Raw genomic sequence first — 15,396 nt, forward strand, 5'->3', positions numbered from 1 at the left:
GTTGTGGAGCCAGCTCCTTTTTGATATGCTTAAAGCATATATGACGAAAAGCTTATGCATCTATTGGTGCAGCCAAGTAAAAAACATTTGAGACGGAGGTTTTTATGAAGATAGTTTTTTTGGAAACAGATACATTGGGAGATGATGTGGATTATTCCCCCTTCGATAATCTGGGAGAAATCATCCGGTATAATAAGTCGGAACCCGGTCAGAATGCAAAAAGAATCCAGGATGCAGATATTATTGTAGTAAACAAAGTTCCCATGAATGCAGAGGTCCTCGATCAGGCAAAGAATGTGAAGCTGATCTGTCTTACGGCCACAGGAACCAATATTGTAGATTTTGATTATACAAACAAGCGAAATATTGCAGTGGCAAACGTAAAAAGCTATTCGACCCAGTCCGTAGTACAGCATACCTTTGCGCTATTGTTTTATGTGTATGAAAAGTTATCCTATTATGACCAGTTTGTAAAATCAGGGGAATATGCGGCCAGTGATATCTTCAGCCGGTTTGATAAGAAATTTCATGAGCTTTATGGGAAAACATGGGGGATTATTGGATTTGGAGAGATTGGAAGAGGAGTTGCAGAGGTTGCAAAAGTGTTTGGCTGCAGGATTATCTATTATTCTACTTCCGGTAAGAATAACAATTCTTCCTATGAACAGGTGGACTACGAGACCTTATTAAAAACCTCGGACATTATCTCCATCCATGCACCGTTAAATTCTGCTACGGAGAATCTGATTGATGAAGAAGCCTTGAAAAAGATGAAGAAAACAGCAGTACTGCTCAATCTGGGAAGAGGAAAGATCGTCAATGAGGAAGCGCTTGTCAAAGCGTTGGAATCAGATGAAATTGCAGGGGCCGGCCTTGATGTGGTCAGTGTGGAACCCATGCTGTCCGACAATCCGCTGCTTCGCATAACTGACAGTACAAAGCTTATTGTCACTCCTCATATTGCCTGGGCGACTGTAGAGGCCAGACAAAGGTGTCTGAAAGAGGTATATGAAAATATTTCGGCATTTCTTCGCGGAGAAGAAAGGAATATTGTAAGGTCCTAGGCGATTGGGTTGCAGCGGTTTTGCCGGTCTGATTATGAATTATCCAGGAAAGTGCTTATCATGGTGTGACAGAACTGCCTCTTCTTCCCTGTTCTTTGGGATGGGTTTTGTGAATATCTGGCGTATTTTCATCTGAATAAAAGTACGGGCGGCTTTCAGCCCGAGTGCGAATATAAGGACCGGCAGAACAATGGTTAATAAAAGTTTGACTTTAAATAAGAACAGCTTCTTCCTTTGCTGCCTGTATATCAATTGATAATGGTCTTTGATCGTTTGAAACCTTGTTTTTTTGACATGGATTTTATTCAAGCTGATTGCCCCCTTAAAGCCTGCAGCCAGGAGTATGCTAAGAACCGCTCATCAGCGATTTCATTGCAAACGCATAGATTTCCTGGCTTTTGGATTTCCAATGATCGCACATGATTTCTGCCTGATCCTTGTCAGGAACTGAAAGTTCCAGGTTTATCAGGCAGTTTTTTCCTTCCCGTACTTCGCAGTGGACCACATAATCCTGACTGGTGGATTTATAATAGTCTGCGGTGACGCCGACTTCATTGCGGAGGCGGAATTTGTTGTTCTTTAAATACTCATCCATATCATTGATGATAGCGGGAGAGATTTTGTTCCCGAAAAAGGAAAGTGTTTCTTCCCCTTCTCTCGTAATCTCATACCGGCTGCTGTTGTGATTGGTCTCCACATGAAGCAGTCTTGCCTCCAGCAGCTCATTGAGTGCCTGGTTCAATGTGAAATAAGTGGTATATTCATGCTCCAGAAAAAAGTTTGACAGTTGGGCGCTGGTCAGGGGAAAGTTTACCTGCTTTAGCATATATAAAATCATCAGTTTGTACAGGGTCATGGGTTCTGACAGCATAGTTACCTCCAGTGACGCATTCTGCGCGCCGTAATTTCAGGAATGGATCAATGATCTTCCGGCTGATCCTTTTGCTTTATGATTGCCGGATATGATCTTTTACCGCCCGGCTTACAGCCTCTGCAACACGGGGATCGAAAGCCTCGGGCAGGATGTTGTTTTCGTTCAATTCTGAAGGTGCCACAAGGTCAGCAATAGCGGTGGCTGCAGCCAGCTTCATCTCTTCGGTAATGGCAGTTGCCCGTCCTTCCAGTGCACCTTTAAAGATTCCTGGGAAAACAACCACATTATTCACCTGATTTGGGAAATCAGATCTTCCGGTACCCACGACCCTGGCTCCGGCAGCCTTTGCAAGATCCGGCATGATCTCAGGTACCGGATTTGCCATTGCAAATAAGATAGAGTCAGAGTTCATGGAAGCGACCATATCTTCCGTAACGATTCCCGGAGCGGATACACCGATAAAGATGTCAGCACCCTTCATGGCATCTGCCAATGAACCGTGTGCCCCTTCCAGATTCGTCATATCCATCATCTTTTCCTGCATCCAGTTTAGCCCTTCCATGCCTTTTGCAAGGATTCCGATCCTGTCGCACATGGTAACATGAACAAATCCATAGGTCAAAAGAAGCCTTGTAATGGCAATTCCAGCAGAACCTGCGCCGTTTACAACGACTTTACATTCTTCTTTTTTTCTTCCGGTCACTTTTAAGGCATTGATAATACCGGATAGAACCACGATTGCAGTTCCGTGCTGGTCATCATGAAATACCGGGATACGAAGAAGCTCCTTTAGCCGTTCTTCGATTTCAAAACAGCGGGGAGCGGAAATGTCCTCCAGATTAATACCGCCGAAAGCCGGAGCGATATTCACTACGGTTTTAATGATTTCTTCTGTGTCCTGGGTATCCAGACAGATGGGAATGGCATTGATCCCGCCAAATTCTTTAAACAGTACAGCCTTTCCTTCCATGACCGGCATGGCAGCAAGAGGGCCGATGTTTCCAAGGCCGAGAACCGCACTGCCGTCTGAGACTACGGCAACCGTATTGGATTTCATCGTGTACTGGTAGGCGGCATCCGGATCCTGTGCGATGACTTTACATGGTTCTGCTACGCCGGGGGTATAGGCAAGGGCCAGATCTTCCCTTGTTTTTACCTTTGCTTTGGAATTTATTTCCAGCTTTCCGTTCCATTCTTTATGCAGCAATAAAGCTTTTTCGTTGGTTGTCATAATGAGTTTGTCCTTTTTTCAACAGTTTTTATTATATCATACCAATTTTAGGGTTTTAAATCAATAGAAAATATGTTAGAATATAGAGTAATTAAATTTAAGCAAGCTAATAAGATAAGGAAATTTAAGATACAGGTGGCACTATGAGAGAACGGATCAACAGGCTGGCAAAAGGCATCATTGATTCAGAAATTCCAAAGATTAAGGTTACCCCATCGGGAATTGATGATGTGGTGCGCTCCGGAGGAGCCACGAGGCGGGAACTTGTCGTTACCAGTGAGAATAATCTGCACATAAAAGGACTTGCATATTCCTCGAATTATCGCGTCAGGCTTATTAACGGAGCGTTTGGCGGTACATATAACCATCTGGTCTATGAGATAAACGGCAGTTATTTGGAAGATGGGGATGTGATTAAGGGATCTTTTTATCTGGTTACCAATGGCGGCGAGAGAGAAGTCCCTTATTCTTTTCGTGTGGAGCTGAGTACGTCAGGAAAAGCGCTGAGTGATTTAAAAACAGCAGAAGATTTTGCAGAGACTGCAAAGAAAGATATGGACACGGCTCTTCGTTTATTCGAGTACCGCGATTTTGTCACGGCTCCCTTTATGAAAGATCTTCATATAAGGGCAATTTATGATGGGTTAAAAGGAAGGCCGGACAGAAGAAAAGAACTGGAAGAATTTTTAACCGCGCTGAAGGTCAAAAAGCCGGTGAAGTTATCGGTGGAAACCACAGAACGGATATTTGGAGAACTGGAGGACGTTGTAAAGGACCAGGTTGTAATCACGCGCAGCGGCTGGGGATATGTGAACCTGGAGGTTTCAACGGACTGTGATTTTATAGAGTTACCGAAAAAAAGTGTCGGAGAATATGATTTTGAAGATGATACCTGCAGTATCCCGTTTCTGGTCCACCCGGAACGAATGCATCAGGGAGAAAATTCCGGCAGAATCATGATAACTGGTGTGGAAGACAGATTTCTCATACCGGTTACGGCAGTTGTAAACCCAGGAGGAGGGATATCGGCGGAGGATGCCTTTGCAAAAGAGGCTTTCGGCCGATTTTTGCGGCTTCGTCTGGAGAAGGAATCCGGGAAAAAGAGTACGGACAATCTTTACGAAGAGATGGAAAAAGCCCTTGATGAACTGGAACTGATGAAAGGGGAAACCAGCCTTTATAAGCTTTTGAGAGCGGAAGTATGCTTGTTTAGGGAAAAGCCTTCAAAAGCAGCGCTGCTTCTTGATGAGTGCAGAGATGACATTTTAAAACAGCGTCAGGAACAGAAAGAATTATACTGCTACTATCAGTATCTGCGCTTAAATGTGCAGCCGGATGAATATCAGAAGGAATCCCTGATCCGCCTGATGAAAAAATATCTGGAAGAAGACTGGAAGCTTTCCTGGCTTTTTGTGCTGCTCATCAAGTTGGATAAAAGGCTCTTTGAACATATGCCTGCTCTGTTTTCCATGCTGAAACGGCAATATGATGTGGGCGTCAGAAGCCCCTTTTTCTATGTATGGGGATGCCGGGTATTGAACAGCGCACCGGATTTGATGCGGGCCGTTGGACCTATGGAACTTCAGATTCTGTTTCACTGTGCCGGAAAGGGGCTGGTGGAAAAGAAGCTGGCGTTAGCGGTTTCAAGGCTTACCCTGACGGCCAAGCACTTTAACCGCCTTCATTACCGGATGCTTGTAAGGCTTTATAAGGAATACCCGGAAAAGGAAGTGCTGGAAGCAATCTGTGCGCTCCTGATTAAAGGGGAATGCCGTATGGCAGAAGCCTTTGCCTGGTATGAAAAAGGAATAAAGGCCGGAATCAGTCTGACGAGACTTTATGAATATTATTTGTATGCGCTTCCAAGAGATTACTGCTACCTTCTGCCAAAGGAAGTGCTGCTTTACTTTTCCTATGGAGGCAATGAACTGGATATTCACAGCCGGACGGTTCTTTATAAAAATGTCCTGGTGTATTTAGAGCCTTCAGACCCGCTGTATCAGGCGTACGAACGAACCATTGAAAAGTTTGCTACGGAGCAGTTATTTGAATCCCGGATCAACAACCGTCTGGCAGCGATCTACGAACGGATGATATTAAAAGATGTGATTGATCTTCCTATGGCGATGGTACTTCCATCCATTTTGCGCTCTTACCGGGTGGAGTGCAGCAATCCGAAGATGAAATACGTCATTGTCTGTTACGAAGAGATGACGGAGGAAGATGCATTCCTTCTTGAAGATGGGATTGCTTACGTTCCGCTTTTTTCTGAACACAGCATTCTTCTGTTTCAGGATTCCTTTGGAAACCGGTATGCCAATGTTCCATATAAAAAGGAACCGGTCATGGACCGTCCGGAACTGGAAGAACGATGCTTTGAGCTTTATCCGGAACATTCCATGCTCCGGTTGAGAGCCTGCGATAAGGTCCTTGCCGGCGGCGTGTCTGACATGGCTGAGGTGAAGATTTTAGAAGCGACTTTGGAAGATCCAAAGCTAAGGCCCTTTTATCAAAGGCTTCTTTTATCCAGAGTTATTGAATTTTACCAGAATCAGTCCGATGTTCTTAAAGAGGGCACAGAGGGTGCCGGATATCTGTTGAATCTGGACAAAAAGGTGCTGACAAAATCAGAGCGGATCGGAGTCTGCAATACCCTGATCCACAATGGCTATATGGAAGAAGCCTTCCAGATGATCCGTGAATTCGGCAGCGAAGGAATCGAGACAGAATGTCTTTATAAATTGTGTACGAAAATGATTCTTCAAAATCTTTTCGATGAAGATCCCCTGCTGCTATCCCTGGCTTATAGGGTGTTTCAGAACGGGAAACATGACAGTGTTATCCTGGATTATCTGTGTGAACATTTTAACGGTCTTACAGACCAGATGTATGAGGTGCTTATGCAGGGAGTTTCCGGACATGTGGAGACGTATGACATGGAGGAACGGCTGACCGCTCAGATGATGTTCTCCGGCTGTGCAGCAAAACTCGATAAGGTATTCCATTTATACAGAACCCGTAAGGAAACCAGCGATAATATCGTGAGAGCCTATTTTACCATAAAGTGTACGGAATATTTTATGGAGGAAAAAGAGCCGGAAGAAAAGATATTCGCTTATCTGGAAGGTCTGATAAAGAGTTCTTCTGTCAAAGGACGTCTTCCGACCATTTATCTGCTGGCCCTATCCAGATATTATGCAAGGCTTTCCAGCCTTTCAAAAGAACAGATCGGGCTGTGCAGGGAAACGGTGGACTATCTTCTGGAAGAAGGATATGTATTCCCCCATTATAAAGACCTGGCAAAGTACATTCCTATCCCGGAGGATATTCTTGATAAGGTCATGATTCAGTACTGTGCAGCCAGGGATTCCAAGATTGAGCTTCAGATACGGATTCTTCCCGATGAGGAAGAATTTCACATCGAAGACATTTCCCGGGTATACCAGGGGGTGTTTGTCAAGCAGAAGATTTTGTTTGAAGGCGAGATCATGGAGTACCGGATCAGCGAACTGGTTGATGATAAGTGGGTACTGAAAAAGGAAGGCAGTGTTAGTTGTGACACTGGTAAATCCCCTAAAGATTCGGACAGCAGGTTTGCGTGTCTGAATGAAATGAGCCTGTCCTTGAATTTAAAGGACGAAACCGGGCTTAAAAAACGGATGCAGGAGTATTTGAAAAAGAATGCAGCTGCAGAAGAATTATTTCCACTGATGTGAGATAAAGGGGGCTGTCGATGGACGGACTGATAATAGGGCTTGATCTCTGTGATGCCTATACCCGCATATGCTGCCATGACAGGGAAAAATCATGGTGCCTTCCTACGGTCATCTGCCGTAAGAAGGATGAAGATGCCTGGTATGTGGGGGAAGAGGCTTATGCCTATACCCTTGTGGGAGAAGGCATCATTGTAGATAAGCTGATAAAAATGGTTAGAAAAGAGGGCACCGCGACGTTGGGCGGAACCAAATACGAGGGGCTTGAACTTTTAACAATATATTTAAAAAAAATACTGAAGTTTCCGATGGAGGAATTTTTCTGTGATGAAGTGAAACAACTGGTGATCACTTTACAGAAGGTGGATTTAAAGCTGATGGATTCTCTTATGCATTGTGCAGACTCTCTAGGGATTTCCAGAGACAGAGTTCATATTATAAGCCACACGGAAGGGTTTGTGTACTATACTCTCAGCCAGAAGAAAGAGGTCTGGAGCAATCAGGTAGGGGTATTTGATTTGTCAGAGGATTCCTTTCACTATCATGAACTGAAGGTGCAGCGGGGGTTACGGAAGACCATGGTGATTGCAGAAGATGAAGCCCTGGAAGAAAGTTTTAATCTTGATATTTTGGATACACCGTCCGGAGGGAAACTGGCGGATAAGATATTAAGCTCCTGCGCGGAACGGCTTCTTCAAAAAAAGCTGTTTTCCTCTGTGTTCCTCACTGGAAAAGGATTTGAGCGCCATGACTGGGCAATCGATTCCATGAAGGTATTATGCTCCCGCCGGAAGGTTTATATGGAACCGGAGCTTTTTGCGAGGGGAGCAGCTTTTAAGGGAATGGATTATATGCAGGAAAAGACGGCTTATCCGTTTACCTGTATTTGTGAAGGAAGGCTTCGTTCTACGGTTTCCATGCGGGTACTCCACAAGGAACGGGAAAGCCAGCTTGTTGTGGCGGCGGCCGGTGACAACTGGTATGAATCAAAGAGCAGTGTAGATTTGATCCTGGACAATCAGGATTACGTGGAATTTATGGTAACTCCCATGGATCCGAAGCAAAGGCGTCTGGTAAGGATTGCGTTAGAAGGATTTCCCAACCGGCCCAATAAAACTACTAGACTGGGCTTGAGCTTTGGGTTTCTGGATGAGAAAACCATGGCAGTGGTACTGAAAGACAAAGGATTTGGAGAACTGTTTCCTGCGACGGATGCAGTCATAAGACAAGAGGTCATGCTATGAGTCTGATTCTTTGCCGGCAGGAGCCGGTGAAACACCCGTATTATTTTGAAGGCCTGGGCGTCCGTTTGTTTTCTTCCCAGGAACTGTGTTATGCAATTTATAACAATCCTCTCCTGGTCATGGAGGATTTTGTGGATAGTTCCCTGATTGAATTTATCCGGGAGGATCTGGATATGGCGTTTCTCGCCCAAAAGCTTGTGAAATTGCAGCAAAGCGGCGAGGATGGGGATGAAATTCTGGCTGTAATTCTCCATGAATGCGATTATTATCATGCAGCAGAGGTGAACCGTTTTAAGCAGAAGCTGGCCGCTTACCGGCGGATGCCGGAGGCTGAGTTTTTAAAGGAACGGGCGGATTTCCTGTTTTCCAGAAAGCAATACGGAAAAGCAGTGTCTGAGTATCAGAAGATTCTTGATCTGCCGAAGGGAAGCCATGTCAATGATGGGTTTCGGGCAAAAATCTATAATAATCTGGGGGCTTCCTATGCACGGCTGTTTATGACCGAAAAGGCCTGCAAGGCCTATGAAAAATCCTTTGATCTGGTAAAAAACAATGAAGTTTTAAAGAAAATATATCATCTGTCCCAGTGGAACTCCGGCCTTGCAGTTCATGAGAGGTTTCAGGCTCTGATTACGGAGGAAATGAAGCAGGAAGCCGAACAGGAGCGGTTAAGGGCAGAAGAGCTGGCAGGGGAAGCGGACAGTCTTCTGGAACTGGAAAAACTGTTTCAAAAGGATCCCATTAAGCGCTTTCAGGGTGCGGGAGAGCTTGTCCAGAAGTGGAAACAGGAATACCGTAACATTATGTCTTGACAAATTTCTAAAAAGACACTATCATTAAAAAGTATAAGAAAACACCCTGCAGTATGGCTTTTACCAAAAGAGTGCGGGTGGGAATAAAGAAAAGGTAGAGAAAAAGAGGAGTACGTTCATAACCCTGAAAGAGAAAACCGTCCATCGGCTGAAAGGCGGTTAAGGAAGTGTGTTCGGAAGGTAGCTTTGGAACCGGAAGGCTGAACGGAGAAGACAGTAAGCCTTCACGCCTGGCAGCGTTAAAGGCCACAAGAAGTATGGCAGAACATGCCATATAAAAAAAGGTGGTACCGCGATGATTCGCCCTTTGCATCCCAGGATGCAGAGGGTTTTTCTTTTTTCTACGAAAAACCATGTGAAAGGATAAAGGAGAAGATGATGAAAGAGTTAGAGAAGACCTATGATCCGGCAGGGATCGAAGGAAAGCTTTATCAGAAATGGCTGGATAAACGATATTTCCATGCAGAACCAAATAAGGACAGGAAGCCGTTTACCATTGTGATGCCTCCGCCAAATATTACCGGACAGCTTCATATGGGCCATGCCCTTGACAATACCATGCAGGATATTTTGATCCGCTACAAAAGAATGCAGGGATTTGAGGCACTTTGGCAGCCGGGAACAGACCATGCAGCGATTGCCACAGAAGTAAAGGTGATTGAGAGCTTAAGACAGCAGGGCATTGATAAGGAGGAGCTTGGAAGAGATGGCTTTCTTTCCAAATGCTGGGACTGGAAAAAGGATTATGGCAGCAGGATCATCAATCAGCTTCACAAATTAGGCTCCTCCGCTGACTGGGAGAGAGAACGCTTTACCATGGATGATGGGTGTTCGGAAGCGGTTCAGGAGGTTTTTATCCGTCTTCATAAAAAAGGCTATATTTATAAAGGCTCCAGAATCGTAAACTGGTGTCCGGTGTGCCAGACCTCCATTTCCGATGCTGAGGTGGAGCACGAAGACCAGAATGGCTTTTTCTGGCACATCAATTATCCCATTGCAGGAGAAGAAGGAAGATTTGTGGAGATCGCGACCACAAGACCGGAGACTCTGCTTGGAGACAGTGCGGTAGCTGTCAATCCGGATGATGAACGGTATCAGGATCTGATCGGGAAGATGTTAAAGCTTCCTCTGACAGACCGGGAGATACCGGTAATTGCCGATTCTTATGTTGATAAAGAGTTTGGTACCGGCTGTGTGAAGATCACTCCGGCCCATGACCCCAATGACTTTGAAGTTGGAAAAAGACATGATTTGCCGGAACGGATTATTATGAACGACGATGCCACCATCAACCTTCCGGGAAGCAAGTACCACGGCATGGAACGGTATGAGGCCAGAAAGGCCATGGTAAAGGATTTAGAGGCACAGGGACTTTTGGTAAAGGTTGAGCCACACACCCATGCGGTAGGAACTCATGACCGGTGCGGCGCCACCGTAGAGCCTATGGTGAAACAGCAGTGGTTCGTTAAGATGGAGGAGATGGCAAAGCCAGCGGTTGAAGCATTAAAGAATGGCTCCTTAAAGTTTGTTCCGGAGCGATTTGATAAGACCTATCTTAACTGGCTTGAGAACATTCGTGACTGGTGTATCTCCAGACAGCTCTGGTGGGGACACCGGATTCCAGCTTATTACTGCGATACCTGTGGAGAAATCGTTGTTTCAAAGGAAGCACCAGAGGTATGTCCAAAATGCAAGGGGACACATTTCACCCAGGATGAGGATACGCTTGACACCTGGTTTTCTTCTGCTCTCTGGCCGTTTTCGACCCTGGGCTGGCCGAAGGAAACAGAAGATTTAAAGTATTTCTATCCAACAGACGTACTGGTTACCGGCTATGATATTATTTTCTTCTGGGTAATCCGTATGGTATTTTCAGGCATTGAGCAGACCGGAAAGCTGCCGTTCCATACGGTACTGATGCATGGCCTTGTGAGAGATTCCGAAGGGCGTAAGATGAGCAAATCTCTGGGAAACGGCATTGACCCTCTGGAAGTGATTGAAAAATACGGAGCAGATGCACTTCGCATGACCCTTATTACAGGGAATGCTCCCGGCAATGATATGAGATTTTATTGGGAACGTGTGGAAGCAAGCAGAAACTTTGCAAATAAAGTGTGGAATGCTTCCCGTTTCATCATGATGAATATTGAAAAAGCACCCAAAACAGAGGCCCAGCTGTCCGAGCTTACCATGGCAGACAAATGGATCTTATCAAAGGTAAATACTCTTGCCAGGGACGTGACAGACAATCTGGATAAATATGAGCTTGGGATTGCGCTTCAAAAGGTTTATGACTTTATATGGGAAGAGTTCTGTGACTGGTATATTGAGATGGTGAAGCCCAGACTGTGGGATGATACTGATACCACAAAAGCGGCTGCCATCTGGACCTTAAAGACCGTGCTGATCCGGTCCTTAAAGCTCCTTCATCCTTATATGCCCTTTGTGACTGAGGAAATATTCTGTACTCTGCAGGATCAGGAGGAATCCATCATGATCTCCCGGTGGCCGGAATATGAAGATTCATGGAATTTTGAATCCGAAGAGCGGGCTGTAGAGACCATTAAGGAAGCGGTAAGAGCAATCCGTAATGTGCGTACTTCCATGAATGTGCCCCCAAGTAAAAAGGCAAAGGTTTATGTTGTGTCTGAAAATCAGGAGATTCTTGATATTTTTGAGAACAGCAAAGTATTCTTTGCCACTCTTGGATATGCCGGAGAGGTTTATCTGCAGAAGGATAAGAACGGGATTTCTGATGATGCAGTGTCAGCGGTGATCCATCAGGCAGTCATCTATATGCCTTTTGCAGAACTGGTTGATATTGAGAAAGAAATCGAACGGTTAAAGAAGGAAGAAGACCGGTTAAGCAAAGAACTGGCCCGTGTAACCGGAATGTTAAGCAATGAGAAGTTTGTAAGCAAGGCTCCGGAAGCTAAAATCCAGGAAGAAAAAGCAAAGCTTGAAAAATATACTCAGATGATGGAGCAGGTAAAAGAAAGGCTTTTACAGCTTTCCTGAATATATTTATAAATATCGACAATAAAAAATAGTTTGTGAAAAACAGTCGAACACGGCAGAAATGCCAGGTTCGGCTGTTTTTTATTTTATAGGAAAGTTATTTTTTCCAAAGCAGCTGCAATCTGGTGAATGGGAAACGTATGTATGGGGACACGGCTGTATTTGTCTTTCCAGTGATTTATCCTGTGTAAAAATATGTCATCCTGTGCCGCAGCAGGACGGAAAAAGACGATGAAAAAGTGGAATTATCCCCATGGTTTTGACAAATTCTGAATGATATACTGGCTATAATGTTCGTACAGGGCGGGAGGTGAATGCAGCAACGGAAATAAACCTGTACATAGACGTATTGTTCTTAATTAATTTTACCATGGATTTATTGGTATTATCCATTGTAAGGCGGGGCATGAAATACCGTCTTATTATCTGGAGAATGATTCTTGGGGCATTTATAGGGGCGGCGTGGGCCGTATTTGCCGCCGCTTTTCCTATCTTGCCCTTATGGCTGGAAATGGTTATTACCTATTTAGTCATCAGCACCCTGATGGTAATGGCGGCCTTCAATGTGAAAAAACCAAAGGAGATATGCAAAGCAGTAGGAGCACTTTTTTTGGCTGCAATCGTGGTATCAGGAATTATGAATATCCTATATCAACATACGAAGGCCGGTTATTATATAGAACAGATTCTTAGGGGAAATGGCAGAAAAGCCTTCCCTCTTTACCGGTTGATTTTTCTTGCGGCAGGCGCTTACTTTGGTATTCGTTATTTGCTCTGGTGGATTCCGGGGATATGGAAAGGAAGAAGCAATTTTTTTGAAGTCACCATGCGCTACAGAGGAAAGGAAAAGAAAGTGACGGCTCTTCTTGATACGGGAAACCGGCTGTATGAACCCATAAGCCGCCGGCCTGTCCATGTTGTGACCTATGAAGCTGTCCGGGAAATCTGTGAAAATGTATCAGAGGTTATTTATATTCCTTTTGGAAGTGTTGGTAAAAGCAGTGGTGTATTGCCTGGGATTTTTCTGGACGAAATGGAAATACGCCAGGGAGATGAAGTAAAAGTAATTATAAAGCCTCTGGTAGCTGTCTATAAAAAGACGTTATCTGTAAATGGTGAATACCAGATGCTGTTGCACGATGAGTAAATGTTTGATGTAAAGGAGAGAGTATCGACATGATAATAAAAGTTTCCGTACCAAATCGTTTTCAGTTTAAGGCAATTCCTACATTCAGGACGCTTGTGATGCCGTCTCAGGGGGAAATCCATTACATCGGAGGAGCGGATATCCTGCCGGCGCCCTTAGACAATGAAAAGGAGGCGCAGATCATAGCACTTCTTGGCGGCGACGAAGACCAGAAAGCAAAATCAGAATTAATCGAGCATAATCTCCGGCTTGTTGTATACATAGCAAAGAAGTTCGATAATACCAGCGTGGGTGTGGAAGATTTAATTTCCATCGGTACCATCAGACTGATCAAAGCCATTAATACCTTTAATCCATCGAAAAATATTAAGCTGGCTACTTATGCATCACGCTGCATTGAAAATGAAATACTGATGTATCTGCGTCGGAACAATAAAACAAAGATGGAGGTTTCCATTGATGAGCCTCTTAATGTCGACTGGGATGGCAATGAACTTTTGCTTTCCGATATCCTTGGTACTGATGAGGATGTGATCTACAAGGATCTGGAAACAGAAGTGGAGAGGAATCTTTTAAATACCGCCATCAGCCGCTTAAGTCCCAGAGAACGCAAGATCGTAGAACTGCGGTTTGGGCTGACGGATGAGGAGGGAGAAGAGATGACGCAGAAAGAAGTGGCAGATTTGCTTGGCATCTCCCAGTCCTATATCTCAAGGCTGGAAAAAAAGATCATGAAGCGGTTGAAAAAAGAAATCGTCCGTTTTGAATAGGGGTGTAGTATTATAAGGGTGTAGTGTATTCGGGAAAGGCTCATGGAGTCTTTCCTTTTTTATGCAAATATTGAAACTTTTTCAGAGTTTATAACGTCTAATAAGTAGAACCCGGAGAGGAGGAAAAAATGAAACAAAAGATTGAAGCGGAAGCAGAGAAAATACTCATAGAAAATTATGAGAAGTATTACCGGCTTGCGTACAGCTATGTAAAGAATGAACAGGATGCCCTTGATATTGTCCAGGAAAGTGCTTACCGGGCAATCAGGGAACTGGATAAAGTGAAAGAAAGCAGCTTCCTTTCCACCTGGATTTACCGGATTGTTATTCATACAGCCATTGACTGTCTAAGGAAAAGAAAACGGGAAGAGGTAAGTCTTTATGATGTGGATATTCCTCATGAAGACCAATACCGGGAAGATGATCCATTGGAGCTTTTAAACACTCTGGAAGAAAAAGACCGGGCCATTGTAATACTAAAATATTTGGAAGATTGGAAGCTTGAGGAGATTGCAGAAGTCATGGATATGAACGCAAGTACTGTTAAAAGCAGACTTTACCGTGCACTTAAAAAACTAAAGATTGCACTGGAACCGGAATTTACCTAAGAAAGGAGTCTTAAATATGGAATGCAGTGATAAAGATAAACTTTTAAAGATGAAAAACAGCTATGAAACCATTTCGGTGCCCCTGGCTGCCAGAAACGCTGTTATTCATGGAATTAACAAAGGAAAAAGAGAAAAGAGGAAGATACAGATGATTAGAATTACCAAACGTTCTGCCATGTCAGCCGCCGCCGCTGCTGCACTCATTACCATTTTGGCCAATGCAAGCCCTGTGACTGCCAATGCCATGGAAGAAATTCCGGTTCTTGGGGCAATTGCCAAAGTTGTGACCTTCCGCACTTTTGAAGAGATCAATAATCATTATGAGGCCAAAATCGACATACCAAAGGTTTCGATTAACAACAGCGACAACTATACAGTGAACCGTTCCATTGAAGAGTATGCAAATCAGCTCATAAAAGAATATGAACAACAGGTTACCCAGGGTCTGGCAGGCAAGGGACACTATTCTGTGACATCCTCATATGATGTGGTTACGGATAATAACAAGTATTTGTCTTTGCGGATTCAAACCACAGTGATTATGGCCAGCGGTGCAGAGTATGTGAAGATATTTACCATCGATAAGTCCACCGGTGACGTTGTGACGCTGAAAGACCTGTTTCGGGAAAAGGAAGATGTATTAAAAGAGATCGGGGAGAATATCAAAAAGCAGATGGAAGACCAGATGGCTTCCGACGATTCAAAGATTTATTTTTATCATTCAAAGGAGTTCAGCCAGGATGATTTTACCGGAATAAATGGAGATGAAAGTTATTACTTTAATAATAAGGGAGAAATCGTGATTGTATTTGACGAATATGAAGTTGCGCCTGGTTATATGGGGACAGTAGAATTTGCCATACCGAAATCGGTCACTGGGTTATACTGATATGTAGGATAAGCCTGCCTTTCTAT

General features: G+C 44.2%; 11 protein-coding genes and 1 other annotated feature. Of the genes, 9 read left to right on the plus strand and 2 right to left on the minus strand.

What is annotated here, in order from left to right; all coding sequences use genetic code 11:
* Nucleotides 1-104 precede the first annotated feature (104 nt).
* Nucleotides 105-1,064 carry a D-2-hydroxyacid dehydrogenase gene (locus tag ACLTWA_RS12190; protein WP_412328041.1) on the plus strand — a complete coding sequence of 320 codons (960 nt, stop codon included), beginning with the start codon at nucleotides 105-107 and terminating at the stop codon, nucleotides 1,062-1,064.
* A 346-nt stretch (nucleotides 1,065-1,410) separates the two neighbouring features.
* On the opposite strand, the gene ACLTWA_RS12195 is transcribed toward ACLTWA_RS12190, so the two are convergent.
* Entirely contained in the window at nucleotides 1,411-1,935 is a 525-nt protein-coding gene (locus tag ACLTWA_RS12195; RefSeq protein ID WP_412328042.1) for a DUF4364 family protein, read from the minus strand.
* Nucleotides 1,936-2,011: 76 nt separating this feature from the next.
* Nucleotides 2,012-3,169 (minus strand): NADP-dependent malic enzyme, encoded by a 1,158-nt coding sequence (locus ACLTWA_RS12200; RefSeq protein WP_412328043.1) that lies wholly within the window; start codon nucleotides 3,167-3,169, stop codon nucleotides 2,012-2,014.
* A 143-nt stretch (nucleotides 3,170-3,312) separates the two neighbouring features.
* Here ACLTWA_RS12200 and ACLTWA_RS12205 point away from each other — a divergent pair, with 143 nt between their 5' ends.
* The 8 genes from ACLTWA_RS12205 (at nucleotide 3,313) to ACLTWA_RS12240 (ending at nucleotide 15,370) form a co-directional block, all read left to right on the plus strand.
* Nucleotides 3,313-6,885 carry a DUF5717 family protein gene (locus ACLTWA_RS12205; protein ID WP_412328045.1) on the plus strand — a complete coding sequence of 1,191 codons (3,573 nt, stop codon included), beginning with the start codon at nucleotides 3,313-3,315 and terminating at the stop codon, nucleotides 6,883-6,885.
* Nucleotides 6,886-6,902: 17 nt separating this feature from the next.
* Nucleotides 6,903-8,126, plus strand: a complete 1,224-nt coding sequence (locus tag ACLTWA_RS12210) for a DUF5716 family protein (RefSeq protein WP_412328046.1) — start codon at nucleotides 6,903-6,905, stop codon at nucleotides 8,124-8,126.
* Nucleotides 8,123-8,938, plus strand: a complete 816-nt coding sequence (locus ACLTWA_RS12215) for a hypothetical protein (RefSeq protein WP_412328047.1) — start codon at nucleotides 8,123-8,125, stop codon at nucleotides 8,936-8,938. The genes ACLTWA_RS12210 and ACLTWA_RS12215 overlap by 4 nt, the downstream gene beginning before the upstream one ends.
* Nucleotides 8,939-9,026: 88 nt before the next feature.
* Nucleotides 9,027-9,249 (plus strand) — a binding site (T-box leader).
* Nucleotides 9,250-9,316: 67 nt separating this feature from the next.
* Nucleotides 9,317-11,956, plus strand: coding sequence for a valine--tRNA ligase (locus ACLTWA_RS12220; RefSeq protein WP_412328049.1), 2,640 nt, complete (start codon nucleotides 9,317-9,319; stop codon nucleotides 11,954-11,956).
* A 310-nt stretch (nucleotides 11,957-12,266) separates the two neighbouring features.
* Nucleotides 12,267-13,103, plus strand: coding sequence for a sigma-E processing peptidase SpoIIGA (locus ACLTWA_RS12225; protein ID WP_412328051.1), 837 nt, complete (start codon nucleotides 12,267-12,269; stop codon nucleotides 13,101-13,103).
* Nucleotides 13,104-13,132: 29 nt separating this feature from the next.
* Nucleotides 13,133-13,873, plus strand: coding sequence for an RNA polymerase sporulation sigma factor SigE (gene sigE / locus ACLTWA_RS12230; protein ID WP_412328052.1), 741 nt, complete (start codon nucleotides 13,133-13,135; stop codon nucleotides 13,871-13,873).
* Nucleotides 13,874-14,001: 128 nt separating this feature from the next.
* Nucleotides 14,002-14,481 (plus strand): RNA polymerase sigma factor, encoded by a 480-nt coding sequence (locus tag ACLTWA_RS12235; protein ID WP_412328054.1) that lies wholly within the window; start codon nucleotides 14,002-14,004, stop codon nucleotides 14,479-14,481.
* Between the two features lie 16 nt (nucleotides 14,482-14,497).
* Nucleotides 14,498-15,370 carry a DUF3298 domain-containing protein gene (locus tag ACLTWA_RS12240; protein ID WP_412328056.1) on the plus strand — a complete coding sequence of 291 codons (873 nt, stop codon included), beginning with the start codon at nucleotides 14,498-14,500 and terminating at the stop codon, nucleotides 15,368-15,370.
* Nucleotides 15,371-15,396 lie beyond the last annotated feature (26 nt).

Source organism: Lacrimispora sp. (assembly GCF_046972725.1).
In the GTDB taxonomy this organism is placed as follows: Bacteria; Bacillota; Clostridia; order Lachnospirales; family Lachnospiraceae; genus Lacrimispora.